This is a genomic window from Mesorhizobium sp. M7A.F.Ca.US.005.03.2.1 (assembly GCF_003997795.1).
Taxonomy (GTDB): Bacteria; Pseudomonadota; Alphaproteobacteria; order Rhizobiales; family Rhizobiaceae; genus Mesorhizobium; species Mesorhizobium ciceri.
Genome location: NZ_RZRP01000051.1, coordinates 1 through 15,682, shown reverse-complemented (window position 1 = coordinate 15,682; position 15,682 = coordinate 1). Strand labels below are relative to the sequence as shown.

Sequence of the window (15,682 nt, the reverse complement as noted above, 5' to 3'; positions counted from 1 at the left end):
CCGTCTATTCGGACGGCCCCGGCATGCCGCCGCTGCCGACCCGGCTGATGGCGGGGCTGGCGATCCTCAAGCACACCTTCAACCTGTCGGATGAGGTGCTGTGCGAGCGCTGGGTGGAGAACCCTTACTTCCAGTATCTCACCGGCGAGACGTTCTTTTGCCATACGCTGCCGTTCGACCTCTCGTCGATGACGCGCTGGCGCAGCCGCATGGGCGAGGAGCGGATCGTGGCGCTGTTGCAGGAGAGCCTCAGCCTTGCGGTCAAGACCGGGGCGATGAAGCCGGCCGACACGCGCCAGGTGATCGTCGACACAACCGTGCAGCCGAAGAACGTCATGTTCCCGACCGACGCCAAGCTCATCAACCGGGCGCGCGAACGGCTGGTGCGGCTGGCCAAGAGGGAAGGAGCTCCATTTGCGCCAGAGCTATCAGCTGGCGCTGATCAGCCACCAGCGCTATGCCCACGCCAAGCAGTTCAAGCGGGCCAACAAGGCGCTGCGCAGGCTCAAGACCTATCTCGGCCGGACCATTCGCGACATTTCTCGCCAGATCGCCGGCGATGCGGGGCTGGACGCGCTCTTCAAATGGCCGTTCTACCAGGCCGCCACCGTTCTCTAGCAACGCCAGCGCCAGCGCGGCCGCAAGATCTACAGCCTGCACGCGCACGAGGTGGAATGCATTGGCAAGGGCAAGGCGCATATGCCCTACGAGTTCGGTGTGAAGGTGTCGGTGGCCACCACGCTGAAGCGCTCCAAGGGCGGCCAGTTCGCCCTGCATGCAAAAGCGCTGCCCGGCAATCCCTATGACGGCCACACGCTGGCAAGCGTCATATCGGCCACATCAAGAACGAACACCGCATGGGCCGCAACTACCTCGCCGGCCAGCAGGGCGACGCCCTCAACGCCGTCCTGGCCGCCGCCGGATACAACTTCTCCCTCCTGCTCAGGTGGCTGAAGTGATTTTTGTGGCCCTTGATCGCCCTGCTTCAACTCCGGCCGAAGTCGGTCGCCGCTTAGCGTCTGGATCACGGTCGACCAGCACGAGTTCCAAAAATCCAACCTGCATCTCAGGCACCGCGTCCTGACCTCGGAAATCGAGGATCCAGTCTCGACAGAGTATTCGACAAGATGCGGACGTGTGTTACAATAACGAGCCGCAACTCATACCAGACATGAGCTCATATTTTGGGATAGTGGCCTCCAAGCGGTCAAGCCACGGACGCGAATGTCATCCGATAAAGGGTCGCGGCGTCATAGATGGGCAGTCCTGTCCTACGACGGATTGCTGACGTCACCATCGGGAACAATGTACATTCAAATAGGAGGGCGGCAATCCCCGGATGTGCGGCGCCAAGTCGCGCGACACAGGCTGCAACCTCCGACTCCATTTCAACAACACCAGCCGGCCACGCGTCACCTTCAATGCCGCCGATGACTACTCTTGCCTCTGCGGATGAATCTATGCCCAGCAGCTCTTTGCCGCAGTGTCTTGAGTCTGCGGCCACAACGGCGAGCTTTGCGTCAGCTGGAAGCTGCCGGAGTAGCGTGGGCGCCAGTAGCAGGCTCGACATGGCCACCGGGACTTCGACAGACGCGGCCACTGCAGCCTGGTACCGGATACTGAACCCGCAGTCCCCGGTTATCGCGACTGCTCCGCGCTCGACCAACCGCCTGGCAGCTGCAATGTAGGCCGGCTCGAGAGAAGCATCACCGGGAATGACCCTCTCCTCCAAAGCCCCGGCCGCGGTCTCTATTATAATTGGGAAGTCGAAAGTTGCCGGGTTGAAGACCGACTCCGGTTGCGGTGGCGGAAATTCACGAGGCGGAAGTCCGATCTCCAGCCCAATAATTCCGAGGGCCCTTTGTTGAGTTGTCACGGAAGCATCCTTCTTCTGGAAGCAGCTAAGATGGTGATTTCGGCAGCAAATGCCCATCACCTGCGCGATACAGGTTCTCTCTGAATGCACGAATTTAACAGCGTCGAAACGGCTGTTTCAGAGAAACATGCCTTTCCAGGCGCAGTAAGTCGGCATTGTTTTGGTGCATTCGCATGAAAGCCGTAAAAACTGGGAAACCGCAGAACGCTTGTGCGACCCTCCCCGGGCCTGTAGGATACCGGGTTTGCGTCCGCCGTCAGACAATCGTGTTAGGGCACTTTCCAGAGCCCAGATGCCCTGAATGGCAGATTGAACGCACATCAGATCTTCAAGCTCGCAACTGCCGAACGGGCAGCGCTATTTACCTAACTCGACCAATCTGGGGCTTGGACCGGACGATCCTAGTTATGCAGTCCTGAATGAACTGGGGCAGTAACCTCGACATCAACCCGGCCCTGAAAAACCGCGCGTAGGTTCGTCGCAGGGCAGCCTGCTCCGAACGGACCAGTTCCTGCCCGGAAGCCACCCACGGGATAACTCAACTAGCGGCACAACCCGCAACTCACCTCGTCTCCAGCACCGCATTGAGAAACTGCTGCGTTCGCTCGTTTTGCGGATTGCCTAAAAGCTGGCTGGGCGGGCCTTGCTCGACAATCTTACCGCCAGAAAAGAAGCACACGCGATCGGAGAACTCCTTGGCAAAGCCCATCTGGTGCGTGACCATCAGCATTGTGAGGTCATGTTCGGCGCTGAGCTTGCGGATGACGTTGAGCACCTCTCCAACCAGTTCCGGGTCAAGCGCTGATGTCACCTCGTCAAACAGCATCACCTTGGGCCGCATGGCCAACGCCCGAGCGATCGCCACGCGTTGCTTCTGGCCCCCGGAAAGCTGGATCGGGAAATGGTTCTTCTTGTCGCCGAGGCCCACCAAGTCGAGCAGCTCTGCCGCTCGGGCCTCCGCCTCCTTCTTCGAGAGCCCAAGGACGGAGATCGGCGCCTCCATGCAGTTCTGCAGAGCAGTCATATGCGGGAACAGGTTAAAGTGCTGGAACACCATACCGATCTTGGCACGCACGCGACGGAGATGACGCTCGCTCGCCGGCACTATTTGGCCGTTCTTCTGCGTATGCGTCAACGGTTCACCGTCGACCCATATCACCCCCCCGTTGATGTGCTCAAGCGTCATCAGCATGCGCAGAACGGTGGTCTTGCCCGAGCCGGACGGACCAATGATGGACACCTTCTCGTTGCGTGCGATCTCGAGATTGAGTTCGTCCAGCACCGTCAACGCGCCGTAGCGCTTTGTGACGTTCTCGAAGCGAACTATGGGTTCGTTCATGACTTTTTCGCTGCGCCTGATATCGAGGTCAAGCTCGTCCCGCCTGGCTGATGCCCTAGGGCGCTTCGTGAGATCGTCCTCGAAGCGAAGCACAAATTCGCTCATAGTATAAGGCCTCCCTATTGCAGATGGTAGCGGCGGTTGAGCCAGACGCGGACCGACTGCACGATAGCGGAAGCAACCAAGCTGAACACGTAGTAGAAGAAGCCGCACATAGTGATCGCTTCTATGTATCGATAGTTATTGCCCCCGAAATTTTTCGCCTGCTGCAGCATCTCGAAGATCGAGATTGCCGCCAGGACCGGCGTGTCCTTGAACATGCCGATGAAGTAATTGCCCAGAGCTGGCACCATGGGCGGGATCGCCTGCGGCAGAATGATTGTTCGCCAGGTCCGCGTTCGCGAAAGGTTTAGTGCCGTACAGGCCTCCCACTGGCCGCCATCCACATTCTCGATGCCGCCGCGGAAGACTTCGGAACAATAGGCTGCATAGTGGATCCCCAGCACGCCAACTCCCGCCGTCCAGGCAGGAATGAAGATTCCGATCTGCGGACCAACGAAATAGACAAAGAACAACTGCAGCAGCAAGGGCGTTGAACGGATAAACTCCACGATCTCCGCCATGGTGGTCGAGACGTAGCGGTTTGGCGACTGGCGAATCATCGCGAAGACAAGACCCAATATCAGCGCGATCGCAAACCCGAGCAGCGTAGCCTCAATGGTGACGATCGCTCCCTGATAGAGATATGGGAAAGCCTCCCATACGTAAGACCAATCCCAGATCTTCAAGCCACCTGCTCCCGAACGAAACCGCGCGAGACGCGGCGTTCCAGCCAGCGCACGAAAGGAGTGATGAGGGCGCGCGCGATGATGTAATAACCGAATAGTGCAACCGCAAAGAACAGCATATAATCGCCAGTTGCGTCGGCCGCCTGCTTGGCGGCGCTAGTAAATTCGGGAATGGTGATGAAGAAGACGAGCGAGCTACCCTTAAGCACATCGATGAGCATGTTACCCCAGGTCGGCAGCATGGCGCGCATTGCCTGTGGGAGGATAATACGCCGCATCATGGTGAGCCGCGAAAAATTGAGCGCTGTAGATGCCTCATACTGGCCCCTATCAACGGCCTGAATGGCGGCGCGGACATACTCGGCTGCGTAGCCAGAGGCATTCATTCCGATCCCCAAAATTCCGACAGTCCACGGCGACAGGAAAATACCGAAAATCGGCAATACAAAGAACCACCAGTAGAGCTGAACCAGCATGGACGTCCCGCGGAAGAATTCGATGTAGGCGATACTGAACCAGCGCAACTGCCGACGGGGAGAGACTCGGGTCAGGCCCACGAAAAGCCCAAGGACGATCGCTACGACGCAGGCGCCAAGAGTGACGATGACCGTAGTCATGACGCCCTTGGTGAGCACGGCAAAGATAAAGCTGAGATCGACCTTACTCATATGCCCTCCCCACTGACCGCCTACCGGCCAAGGGCCGGGGAGCGGTCAGACGCATAGCTTCAGCCCTTGCAAAGATCAGCGGTCTTGCTGCCATCCGGGAGATCGCGTTTGGTGTAACCATATTTGCCGACCGCGGCCATCATTTCGTCAGAGCCAATATAGTCTTTCAACACAGCATTGAACGCGTCTACCGCAGCCTGTTCGCTGAGCGGGAAGGCTATGGCGGGATGTTCATTCGGTCCCGGCGGGGTATACGGGTCAGCCACCTCAATGCTGGGATCCTGCTCGGCAAGAGTCGTCGCGTTCAGACTATAGAGCGAGCCGGCAGCGGCGCGGCCGGCCTTTACAGCCTGTACGACCTCGGGCGGTCCGGCGACCTGCATAACCTTGTCGTCAGGGAAACCTAATTTCTTCGCCTGCTCGACTGCGGTGGTACCCGTCATGATGGCCAGGGTAAGCCCCTTCTTCTGAGCGTCATGGAGGGAATGCAGCGCTTCCGGATTGCCCTTCGGCACGATCATCGAATCATTGCTCGATGCGATCGGTTCGCTGAACAGGACGTTGCGGCACCGCTCCGGCTTAATCCACATGCCGCCCGTGATGATGTCAAAGCGACCAGCCTGGAGGCCCGGGACAAGGGAACCCCAATCGGTTACGACCGGCTCGATTTTGGTCGTTCCCATCTTTCTCAGAACGTCCAGTGTCATCACATTGACCAGGCCAAGCGGCTCGTTGTTCGCACCAGGATAGGCACTGGGAGGCTCATTGGTGAAGCCAAGACGGATCGTTTCTCCGTTCTTAATCTTATCGAGCAGCGACTCCGCCGAGGCCGAACCGGCAAAGGACGAGATTGTCATCGCCGCCAGGCCGAGCGCGGCAATCCTCTTCAAGATTGCAGCCTTAAAGCATTCGTCGAGTTTCCACTTGACCACTGGTTAGTCCTCCGTTTTCGCATCGCCGATGGTCTCCCGATATGCCTCGGGAAAAGACCATTGCATCATTTGTTGAGCTTGTAGTCCGGCGGTTCCCATCATCGTGTGAGCTGCAGGGTCCCCACTTAGGTATAGATTCCTCCAGTCGATCCTTTGCTACGCCACTTGTGCATGCTTCGTGAGCGTAGCAGCGCAGCTGTGGTGCTTTGTGCGAGAAATGCAAGTTATTCGCAGAAATTCGGTGATTTTTGGGTGCATACGCACATTTCCGTCATCCCCGTGGTTCGTTGGAAGTGAACAATCGCGAGCTGTGGTATGGCCAACTGAGGCACACCACGTCTTGCATGACTCCTGCCCTGCCCGGTTGGATGGGCGCCACCGCCTGGGCTATGCCCTTGTTGCCATGGCAGGGCACAAGTTCGTCGTATGCGACACGCCGCTGAGAGATTCGCCTCGGAGACGCTGGCCCGAGCATTGTTCCCGTCACAGTTGATCATTCGTGCCATTGACGGATGAGTCTGTTCACGGCTTCGCTCCGGATCAACCTGGACGGAATCGCCGGCATTATTGAGCAGATGGAAATCTGAATTCCTGATCAGCTTCGCCAGGTTGATCCCTTGCTCCGGCGTCGCGGTAGGGTCGTTCTTGGACCAGATGATCAACGTCTGGGCCTGAAGCTGATCAAGGTAGGGGAAGATATACTTCTGCTGCAGCAGTGGATAACGATGCAGGTTTGTCTCGTCTTCCGGCAATCTCTGCCAGATCTCCCATTGTCCCCGAGCCGCGGCCCGCCGATAGGCTTCTCGCTCGGCGCATTCCACATCCTGCCCGTGGGCGCGGCAGCTTTTCCGCCGTGCGGTGATGTATTCCTCTTCGCTCGGCATCGGGCCGGAACAGCCGTAAGCCTGCCGGCAGGCCTCCAGCCAAGCTTCGTCACGGTCATCTCCGAACGCCGGCGACACGGAGTTAGCGGTCAGCAGGACAAGCTTAGAAACAAGATCGGGACGCACGATCGCGACCCGCGCGTCGACGAATGATCCTTCTGAATGGCCGACTAGCGTGATCTGCTTCAAACCCAGTTGTTGGAGGAAGCTAATTACATGATTCACACGACCGAGCCGGTTAATGTATTTGCAGTCAGCAGGATAATCCGTTCCCCCAAAATGGAGTTGATCAATCGCTACTACCGTAAATTGATCGGATAGCCCGTTCAGCTGCCGAACAAAGGAACTCTTAGCCTCTGCACGGAAGCCCGCCCCCTGCAGGAAAACAATCGGCCTACCAGCTCCGTTCTCGCAGTACGATGTCTCGACACCATCAACCGATACGCGATGCTTGGTGATCATCGGTTCCTCGGCAAAAGGAGGGGCATCAGGTCGGCATTGCGACATGCGAGATGGACTGCCATTGCTCACTCCTGAGCGTAGCAGCCTCACATGCCACGTTGCCGAACTATCTCGTCTGAATACCGGAAATCGGCACCCCGGAGCCTCGCGTCTTGTCACTTTGCTCTGTCGTCGCCCAGCCACTGCGGCCGGGAGCCTTTTAGGTGCATGGGTGGCATTCCCCGCAAGATTTCAACCCTTGCACAGGTCGCCGGTCTTGGTGCCGTCCGGCAGATTGATTTTGGTGTAGCCGTATTTTGACCGACTGCATCATTTGGTCGGAGCCGATATAAGTATTCAATACCTCGTTGAAGGCATCGACCGCCTGCTGATTGGGCAGGAAGGCGAGACTTGGGTAGCCGGCCTTCCCAGCCGGCGGGGTGAACGGATCTGCCATTTCAACGCTGTCGACCTTGTCAGCGAGCTCCTTACCGTGAAGTAGTTTAGCGACCCCGCCGCCGCGCGGCCGACCTTCACTGCCTGCAAGAATTCGGCCTGGCCGGCGACCTGCATGACACGATCCTCCGGAATGCCCGCGTCTTTGGCGGTCGTGACCGTGTCGGAACCGGCGGTGGTGACCAGCGTTAGGCCCTTATCACGAATATCGTCAAAGGAGTGCTGGTCTTTTGGGATTGCCATTCGGCATGAGCAGGGCTTCGGTGAACTTAGCAAGCGGCTCGGTGAACACCACATTGCGGCAGCGCTCCGGCAGAATGTACATGCCGCCTGGCCTAGCTCCGTCTGCCGTCTCTCAAGGTTGTGTCGGCCAATTTCTCAGCCACCATAATCGTCGGAATGTTTGTGTTCGCCCGAGGGCAAAATGGCATGACGGAAGCGTCGGCGATCCTCAAACCCAAAATACCATGAACGCGTCCCGACGGATCGGTCACAGCGCCAGGATCCGCGGCTGCCCCCATCCTGCAGGTCGACGTCGGATGCCAACTTGGGATGACGTTCTGGCGAATATACCGATCCAGATGTTTCTCGTCGTTGACGAGATCGGAAATGCTATCCCCATCCGTTATGACGCGCCTAATCAGCCCACGGCGCAGCCGCGGCGACGCGTCCATGAGCAGCGCCAGAAATGACGTGAGTGCATAGTTTGTGCTTGTGACCTTGCTCACCAGCTTCGCTCGCGCATTCAACGCTGACGGAAACGGGTCCAGCGCCACAGAGGACAGCGAATCTTGCTGCAGCAGGCGGACTATGAAGCGAAAGCCCTGCTTGAGGCGCTCGGCGTCCCGCTTGTCGCTCAACCAGTTGAAATCGACCTCCGGCTCTATTTTATGCGAACTACCCTTGAGCGCCACAGTTCCCGTCGAGTAGCTGCGATTGACCCACACGGCGAGAGTGCCGAGGCGCCTCCCCAGCGGGTGCCAGGATGATTTGGCAACAGTCGATATTGCCATATCGGTCGACGGGCAGCCTTCGTAACCCGACGAGTAGCGGGCGTGCATCTGAATATATTCGCTCACGCCGGGTGACAAGCGATCGGCCGGCTTCAAATAGGCCGAAACGCAAATCGTGGGGTGTTCCTGAAGATTCTGGCCCACACCTTTCAAATCTGCAACGATAGGGATTCCGAATTGTACTAATTCCTTCGCGGGGCCGATCCCGGAGCGCATCAATATGGCGGGTGAATGGAGTGCTCCTGCGCACAGGATAACGCAAGAAGCGCTATACGATTGCACGCCCGATTTGTTCTCCGTCTCGACCCCCGTTACCGTTGTTCCCAAAAAGGTCAGCCGCGCAACTGTCGTTTCGGATAAAATCGTTAGATTGCGGCGAGAGCGGACGGTTTCGGGTAAGTACGCCATCGCGGAGGAGACCCGATGACCATTGCGGTTGGTCAATGGGACAACTGAATAGCCATCACCGAATGCACCATTGAAGTCTGGCCTGAAATGAAGCCCCAAAGCATCGTAAGCATCGGAGATTGCCCGGATGAAGCCCGACCAGTCTGATTGGCGCACACGTTTGATTGGCAAGGGGCCGTTCGTGCCATGAAATTCCCCGCCGAAATCCAAATCGCATTCTAGACGACGGAAGTAGGGCAGCACGTCTTCCCAACCCCAGCCCGTTGCACCGCTTGAGGCCCACTCATCGTAATCTCCGGGCCCGCCGCGGTTGGCGACTTGGGCATTGATGCTGGAGCCGCCACCCATGACGCGCGCCTGTTCGTAATGGACAGGCTTGCGGCCACCTCGCACCGTTGTCGCGTGGAGTGACTGCCATCGATAACCGGGATTAAGGTAAGCACGCGTTGGGTCGCCATCCTGGATGTCGTCAGGAATGGCATTCGGCGGCGTATCAGGGCCAGCTTCAATGAGCAGCACGCGAGCGCCATAGGCGGAGAGCCTGCTCGCCATCACGCATCCAGAGGAGCCACCACCCACGACGATATAATCGAAAACCACGCAACTCCCCATCAAGGTACCAAGTGTGATGGGCTTCTTCAGCAAAGCGCTCCTCCTACCGCCTGAGATATGGTCACTTACGGCGCGGCAGCTCCACATCATGCCGTCTGTAACGGAGCGATTTGATCGCCAAATCGGTCGAGGGCATGCCCGAAGCGAGACCGAGCGACCCATCTGAACTATCTCTGAACCGACAAGCTCTCAATTCCAGGGCACATGCATCTCCGGACACGCCGGTGCGTCGGTGTGAATGATTGCAAGTTCGTAGGGCGAGAGCAGCGCTCGCCTACGGTTTCTTGCATCACCGTCTTCCGAGAAACAATGATACTAACAAGAGATAACGACGACTTTTTCGATTTTTACAGCAGTCAAGACTGTCACTTCAAAATATCGCATAACTACGTTATTGTAGACCCGGTCTCTTACATAGCGAAGGCCTACTTTCGGTGCTTTCCGAAGCGAACGCGTGTTCGTTGGGCGAATGAATGAAGTGACCTTCTCGAGCGTTAGGTTCTCGAAAGCAAACTGGATCGCTGCCCTGCCGGCCTCTGCGGCGATCCCCTTACCGGAAGACGCAAGGTGGAGGCACGATACGGTTTCCACATTAGTGGGATCTTCGGGCAGATACGGGCCACTGTACATCAATCCACAGTAGCCTGCGAATTTTCCGACTTGGCCTTCGCCTTTTACGAACACCATCCATAAGCCGAAACCATTGCTCTGCCAATGATGGATGAACTGTTGTAGTTTAGCTTTCGATTGCTCTCGGGTCGGATAGACTCCATCCCACATGGCATTTACCACAAATGGATCGCTATGAAGCTCATGTAGAAGAAGCTCGTCGCTATGCGACGGTGGCCTTAGGATTAGGCGCGGCGTTTCTAGAATGTACATGAGAAGCTCCCTTCTAGCCATAAGTTAGAGCCGCACTTACCTCCAACGCGGCCATGATCTCCTAGCATGAGCGTCAAGGCCGCAGTGCTTGATTGAAGGCGTTCGACGAGGTTTATGCTTAAGGTAGCGAGGTCTACACAAATCAAGCTTTGGGCGCCTAACCGTGTCAGTGTTGACGGCACCTGGAAAGCCGGCCCGAAGGCGATAAAAAAATTAGGCGCCTCCTTTCAGAATGGAAGCAGGCGACGCGCTGGTGAGCGGGCGCCTGATACGCGCAACATGCTGCGGCGGCGTTTACGCAAGGGGTTGCTTACCCCAAGGGGGGGGTATGGTATTGGCCCAAAACCGGCTAACTACATTGTTCATTTAAAATACGCGCCTCCTTCAAGCTTAACCTGCACTGGTCACTTTGCGAATGCCCGCCAGTGGGTTCTTCAGCGTGCCGACGGTGTGCAGGTATTCTCCCGGATCACCGAAGTCCACCATTTGCTGGTTTTTTTGTATCTGCAGTCGATTCATACATCGTCGCAGAAATTCTGGAGCGAATAGGTCATGCTGCCTGTATTTTTCGTCATATTCCGGATGTTTCGTCTGGTAGCCAAGGATGGACTCGCTTACGAGCTGCCAGAAGTGTGTCGACGGAAAATCAAGATGTTCTTCGAGTGTTACAGCCAAGTAACGAAAGAAGCAGTCGAAAACGTCGGTGAAAATGAAGTCGTGCTTCATGTCGCGATTTACTTGAATGCAGATCCTCTTAATCTCCTCCGGCACGTTGAGATCTCCGCCTAGAATACGAAGCTCCTCGCCAATGTCTTTCATGATAACTCGCGTCGGAGCGTGATCTTTCATAACTAGAATTATATTTTCTCCATGTGCCATAAACGCTAGATCGTAAGCATAAAAGCAGTGGAGAAGCGGCGCCAGATAAGATTCAAAATAGCGGCGTAGCCAAGCGGCGGCGTCTAACCCCGAGGCATTGATGAGGGCTGTCACGAGTGCTTCACCATTGTAATCGACATGAAGCAGCGACGCCATTGTCATCAGACGTTCCCCTTCTTTCAACTGCCGAAGGGGGCTTTCCCTCCACAGCGCAGAAAGCATCTGCTTGTAAGGGGAGTCCTTCTTGAGGGCGGTGTTGAAACAACGATTGCGATAGCCAATCGTCGCGACCTCGCGAAGGATGCTGAAGCCGTTGGCGGCTAAATAGGAGTCACTGTCGAGCAAATTCTTCAACCATTCGTTGATGGCGGGCGTCGCCAGCATGTGTGTCGGTGACAAGCCGCGCATAAACCCCATGTTAAGTATCGACAGCGCCGTTTTCACGTACCGTTTATGCGGATCGCTTATATTGAAAAGTGTGCGGATCGATTGCTGGGCATGATATATGTCCTTCCCCTGGCCTAGGCAGACAATGTGCCGGTTGGCGATATCCGCCGCGAAGATAGTTGAGAGCCGATTGAACCATTGCCAAGGATGCGCTGGCATATAGATGTAATCGGTCGAGTTTAGTCCCTTTTGACGCAACGCTGCGTCGAACTGTTCCAGCGCCTGTCGACCGAGTTCCTCGTGCATGAGAAGGTCGTAGTCGAGCGTTGAAATGGACTTAAACGTTGCCATTTCTTTATGGACGGCCAGCCATATGAGTCTTATCGAACTGCCCACCTCCGGCGCATAGCGACTATAGTCGAGCGCGTCAAAGCCAATGCGACCGTTATTCGCGATAAAGGTCGGGTGGCCCTCCGTCATGCCAGCCTCAACGATCTGGTAATCGGCAAAAGCCAGTTCTGCGGCGGATATCTCTGTTTTGGCCTGCTTGTACGCGCTGCCATACAGCGTGCTGCTGATCTCCTGCAGGTAAACCGGCATCATCTCTTCCTTTATGCCAAGATGGCGGCTGAACTCAATAACAAAATCAAGCGCATCCAGGGGGGCCGGCCTGCCCTCAATCCTTTTCTCCAGAGAGCCGGCGTCCACTTGCCAGTGATCTAGCAGGAGGCGCCGAGCCTGGAACCAATACTCCAACCCAGGGGTCTCGCTTTCCAGCACATACTTCCCCCAGTCGCCTTCCATTCGCTGGAGTCGAGGAGCAATTAGCAACTCGTGTGCAAATTCGCTGATTGCTTTACGGATAAGGAGCCGGTTGGCCTTTGCCCATAAATGCGGTTTCAAATGCTGCGTTACGCGTTCGGCTAGGCTTATCTCATCGTCTCGGGCTGTCATATCACTCACGATCTCAACTCCTTCAGAACGTAACGGTGTAAGGTTCGCGAACGCGCCTTACACTCGTCTCGCCAAACTTCGACGTCGCACAAAATCCGTTCTATTTTTCATCAGAAAGGATAAGAAATACCGGACCTCTTATACAAGTTAATTTCTAATGTGTTGTGTACCGTTCGTCTTCGCTCGTGATAAACCAGCAATATTACCATCTTACTTATATAATATATTAGAATACCGGTTTCACCGGCCCTGGACGTCGTCCTTCATCTTGCAACGAGCAAGAAGTGTGTATTGATTTGCACATGCCGTACTGTCGTTCGATCACGTCAAGCGGTCGGTGTCCATTGTTTGAGCTCTCCGAGTGTCCATTTTTGCTGTCCGTCTCCATACAATCGCATACGTCTAAAGCGGAATTTCCTTTGCTTGATAAGCCCAGACTGGGTAGGGGGGACTGAGTGAATGCCTACTCCGCTGAAATGCTGTCCTGCACCGCGCCAATGCTGTCGCGTACGATCGACAGACCACGGCGCAGTTCAGCCTCGGTTATGGTAAGGGCTGTCATGAACTTGAGCACCTCACCATACGAGCCAGCGATCTCGATCACCAAGCCGCGACGAAAAGCTTCCCGGGAAATGAGCCCCGGCAATGAGTGGTGCTTTGGTGATACGAGTCCATACATCAAGCCGCGGCCTCGGACATTCAGAGCAAGGCTGGGGAAGTCGTCTGCGATCGACTTGAGTTCTTGAGCCAAGATGGCTGATTTGCGAGCAATCTCATCTTCAAACTTGGAGTCGGACCAGTAAGTCTCAAGGGCCGCACGAGCAGTGACGAAAGCATAGTTGTTGCCCCTGAACGTGCCGGTGTGCGCACCCGGCGTCCAGACATCAAGTTCAGGCTTCATGAGGACAAGGGCCATAGGCGTTCCAATTGCAGACAACGACTTTGACAGGGTAACGATGTCCGGCACGATCTCAGCCGCCTCGAAACTGAAGAATTTCCCTGTGCGACCGACACCAGCCTGAATATCATCGAGGATCATCAGGATCTCGTGCCGAGAGGTCAGATCACGCAGCCGTTGCAGCCATTCAACGGTAGCAGCATTGACACCGCCTTCGCCCTGCACTGCTTCTAGGATCACCGCAGCGGGTTTGCCGAGACCACTGCTAGGATCATCGAGAAGCTTCTCGAAATACTCGATCGTGTCTGAAGCGCCGAGATAGCCCTCGTACGGCAACGATGTCACGTGCGCGAGGGGAAAGCCGACAGCATCTCGGAACTTCGTGTTTCCGGTTGCCGCCAACGCCCCAGCGCTGACTCCGTGAAACGAGTTCGTAAACGAAACGATGTTTGACCTGCCGGTCACTTGGCGAGCTAGCTTCAGAGCCGCCTCGACCGCGTTCGTACCTGTGGGGCCAGTAAATTGCAATTTATAAGACAGACCGCGGGGCTTCAAAATAAACTGCTCAAAAGCTTCGATGAAGGCCTTCTTGGCGGTCGTAGCAAGGTCGAGCCCGTGCACAATTCCGTCGCGCGCAATGTAGTCCAACAACGCCCGCGTGAAGGCTGGGTTGTTGTGCCCGTAATTCAAGGCTCCCGCGCCTCCCAAGAAGTCGATGTATTCCCGACCGTCTGTAGCTATGAGGGCAGTGCCGACGCCTCGATCGAACAGAACTGGGAACGCACGGACGTAGCTCCGCACCTCAGACTCAAGACGATCAAAGATCGCGAGGCTTACATCGTTTGTAGGAGTAAACTGCTTCTTCATAGGGCGAGTCCTGAATTGTAGCCTGCAAAGGCATCAGCCCAAACTGTCTGGCGAAGGCCATTTCAATCGGTTCGAGGTTCGGCTTGTATGACGGCAGCATGAGCAGTCACACGCCTGGCCACGCCAACTCACGGCCCAAGCCAGTCGATCGCTGCGAGGTCCAACGTCACGTCCACCAGAGAACAAGATCAGGCCGCGCAAATCCGAAAAAGCAATTCAGCACTAGGCGACGCTTTCCGTCGCCTAATTGACCGGTAACCCCGTGAACGAAGCCGCCATCGATTAGGGCGATATCCCCGGTTTTGAGCTCGAACTCGCGGCAAGGGACGGCTTCCAGATAGGCTGCCGAATAGGGATATCCAGTGGTCTCCACACCTTGCGATATCCGGTCCGCAACCGTCGGCTTGTGGCTCCAGAGCTTCAGATTGCCGCCTTCCTCAGGCATGCTGGGATAGAGGTTGAGCGCTGCGACCGTATTGTGCGCCACCGCAGAAAGCTCGTAATCATCGCCAGCACGTAAGACTTGAGCGACGTCGTCGTGGGGATCCAAGGAAAATGTGCCTGTGCCCGACCAACTGAGGCCGCGACAAACATTGGCCTGGCCGTGTTCGGAACGGGCTAGCCGCAATTCGATTCCCTGGTTGTGAAGCTCTCGCTTCAACGCCCTGAATACTGCTCGAACCGGGTCAACCAAATTCTTAAAAAGGGCATCGACGTACGGCCGCGCGTTTTCGGCGTCTGCGAAATAGGTGGCTGCATCCTTCCTGTAGTGAGATGCGCCGACATATTGTCCGGGCACACCATCTTTACGCTCTCTGAGACCAGAGCTTCCAATAAAGTTCGTAGTGATCTCCTCGGCTACTTCGGTGCTGAAAGCTTGCTTGATGTGCAGAGCGGTGAGCTCACCTTTCAGGACCGAGATGATCTCCGCCGTGTTGATCGACCCGGTCCGTTCTTTGATCGAAACCGGCGAGATGGCTGGCACTTGAGATATCTGACTAGGCATTGTCTTGCTCCTGTAGTGCGTGTTCAAGGATGGTGATGCCACGATCGAGTTCGGCATCGGTGATGGTTATCGGTGGGAGGACTTTGATAACGTCGCGATTTGGCCCCGAGGATTCGATAAGAAGGCCATTTTCGAATGCGACATCGTGCACGCGGCCGACAACTGCCGGTGAACGGCATTTCAGGCCGGCCATCAGACCGCGGCCGCGCTTCTGTTCGATGTATCTTGGAAATTTCGCAACCAGGCGATCGAGGTGCGTTTGCAGCCTGACGGCTGTCCGCTCGACACCTGCAGTAAATTTCCTATCCGACCACATCTTGCACATGGCTCCTGCCGTCACGAAGGCGAAATTGTTGCCTCTGAAGGTCCCGCTATGTGCTCCGGGCTTCCAT

At 56.3% G+C, this 15,682-nt stretch carries 12 protein-coding genes and 1 pseudogene; 1 reads left to right on the top strand and 12 read right to left on the bottom strand.

The window, feature by feature from the left end; all coding sequences use genetic code 11:
- A pseudogene (locus EN991_RS05160) lies at window positions 1-959 on the top strand (IS5 family transposase); the annotation flags it as partial.
- Window positions 960-1,207: 248 nt separating this feature from the next.
- Here EN991_RS05160 and EN991_RS40280 read toward each other — a convergent pair.
- The 12 genes from EN991_RS40280 to EN991_RS05095 form a co-directional block, all read right to left on the bottom strand.
- Window positions 1,208-1,876: a hypothetical protein gene (locus tag EN991_RS40280; RefSeq protein WP_176477193.1), complete on the bottom strand. Its 669-nt coding sequence runs from the start codon at window positions 1,874-1,876 to the stop codon at window positions 1,208-1,210.
- A gap of 562 nt (window positions 1,877-2,438) precedes the next feature.
- Complete coding sequence (gene ehuA, locus EN991_RS05150; RefSeq protein WP_063170381.1) at window positions 2,439-3,215, bottom strand: ectoine/hydroxyectoine ABC transporter ATP-binding protein EhuA; 777 nt, start codon at window positions 3,213-3,215, stop codon at window positions 2,439-2,441.
- 119 nt (window positions 3,216-3,334) lie between these two features.
- Window positions 3,335-4,003 (bottom strand): ectoine/hydroxyectoine ABC transporter permease subunit EhuD, encoded by a 669-nt coding sequence (gene ehuD / locus EN991_RS05145; protein ID WP_063169345.1) that lies wholly within the window; start codon window positions 4,001-4,003, stop codon window positions 3,335-3,337.
- A complete protein-coding gene (gene ehuC, locus EN991_RS05140; protein WP_063169346.1) occupies window positions 4,000-4,671 on the bottom strand; it encodes an ectoine/hydroxyectoine ABC transporter permease subunit EhuC in 672 nt (223 codons plus the stop codon). Before ehuC ends, ehuD begins: the two co-directional genes overlap by 4 nt.
- Before the next feature lie 59 nt (window positions 4,672-4,730).
- A complete protein-coding gene (gene ehuB / locus EN991_RS05135; RefSeq protein WP_082826582.1) occupies window positions 4,731-5,603 on the bottom strand; it encodes an ectoine/hydroxyectoine ABC transporter substrate-binding protein EhuB in 873 nt (290 codons plus the stop codon).
- A 224-nt stretch (window positions 5,604-5,827) separates the two neighbouring features.
- Window positions 5,828-6,949 (bottom strand): alpha/beta hydrolase, encoded by a 1,122-nt coding sequence (locus tag EN991_RS05130; protein WP_063169347.1) that lies wholly within the window; start codon window positions 6,947-6,949, stop codon window positions 5,828-5,830.
- Window positions 6,950-7,719: 770 nt separating this feature from the next.
- Window positions 7,720-9,450, bottom strand: coding sequence for a GMC family oxidoreductase N-terminal domain-containing protein (locus EN991_RS05120; protein WP_224571100.1), 1,731 nt, complete (start codon window positions 9,448-9,450; stop codon window positions 7,720-7,722).
- Between the two features lie 282 nt (window positions 9,451-9,732).
- Complete coding sequence (locus tag EN991_RS05115; RefSeq protein WP_158515808.1) at window positions 9,733-10,299, bottom strand: GNAT family N-acetyltransferase; 567 nt, start codon at window positions 10,297-10,299, stop codon at window positions 9,733-9,735.
- 390 nt (window positions 10,300-10,689) lie between these two features.
- Window positions 10,690-12,519, bottom strand: a complete 1,830-nt coding sequence (locus tag EN991_RS05110; protein WP_063169359.1) for an IucA/IucC family siderophore biosynthesis protein — start codon at window positions 12,517-12,519, stop codon at window positions 10,690-10,692.
- A 463-nt stretch (window positions 12,520-12,982) separates the two neighbouring features.
- Entirely contained in the window at window positions 12,983-14,284 is a 1,302-nt protein-coding gene (gene ectB, locus EN991_RS05105) for a diaminobutyrate--2-oxoglutarate transaminase (RefSeq protein WP_063169360.1), read from the bottom strand.
- Window positions 14,285-14,450: 166 nt separating this feature from the next.
- Window positions 14,451-15,290, bottom strand: a complete 840-nt coding sequence (locus EN991_RS05100; RefSeq protein WP_063169361.1) for a hypothetical protein — start codon at window positions 15,288-15,290, stop codon at window positions 14,451-14,453.
- A partial coding sequence (locus tag EN991_RS05095; protein WP_127368302.1) for an aminotransferase class III-fold pyridoxal phosphate-dependent enzyme occupies window positions 15,283-15,682 on the bottom strand: 400 nt, incomplete at its 5' end. The genes EN991_RS05095 and EN991_RS05100, both read right to left, overlap by 8 nt.

What these genes read in the sequence shown, in the direction of transcription:
- ehuA (WP_063170381.1), bottom strand. Translation starts at nt 3,215, where the DNA reads ATGAACGAACCCATAGTTCGCTTCGAGAACGTCACAAAGCGCTACGGC.
- EN991_RS05130 (WP_063169347.1), bottom strand. Translation starts at nt 6,949, where the DNA reads ATGATCACCAAGCATCGCGTATCGGTTGATGGTGTCGAGACATCGTAC.
- EN991_RS05100 (WP_063169361.1), bottom strand. Translation starts at nt 15,290, where the DNA reads ATGCCTAGTCAGATATCTCAAGTGCCAGCCATCTCGCCGGTTTCGATC.
- ectB (WP_063169360.1), bottom strand. Translation starts at nt 14,284, where the DNA reads ATGAAGAAGCAGTTTACTCCTACAAACGATGTAAGCCTCGCGATCTTT.
- EN991_RS05115 (WP_158515808.1), bottom strand. Translation starts at nt 10,299, where the DNA reads ATGTACATTCTAGAAACGCCGCGCCTAATCCTAAGGCCACCGTCGCAT.
- ehuC (WP_063169346.1), bottom strand. Translation starts at nt 4,671, where the DNA reads ATGAGTAAGGTCGATCTCAGCTTTATCTTTGCCGTGCTCACCAAGGGC.
- EN991_RS05110 (WP_063169359.1), bottom strand. Translation starts at nt 12,519, where the DNA reads ATGACAGCCCGAGACGATGAGATAAGCCTAGCCGAACGCGTAACGCAG.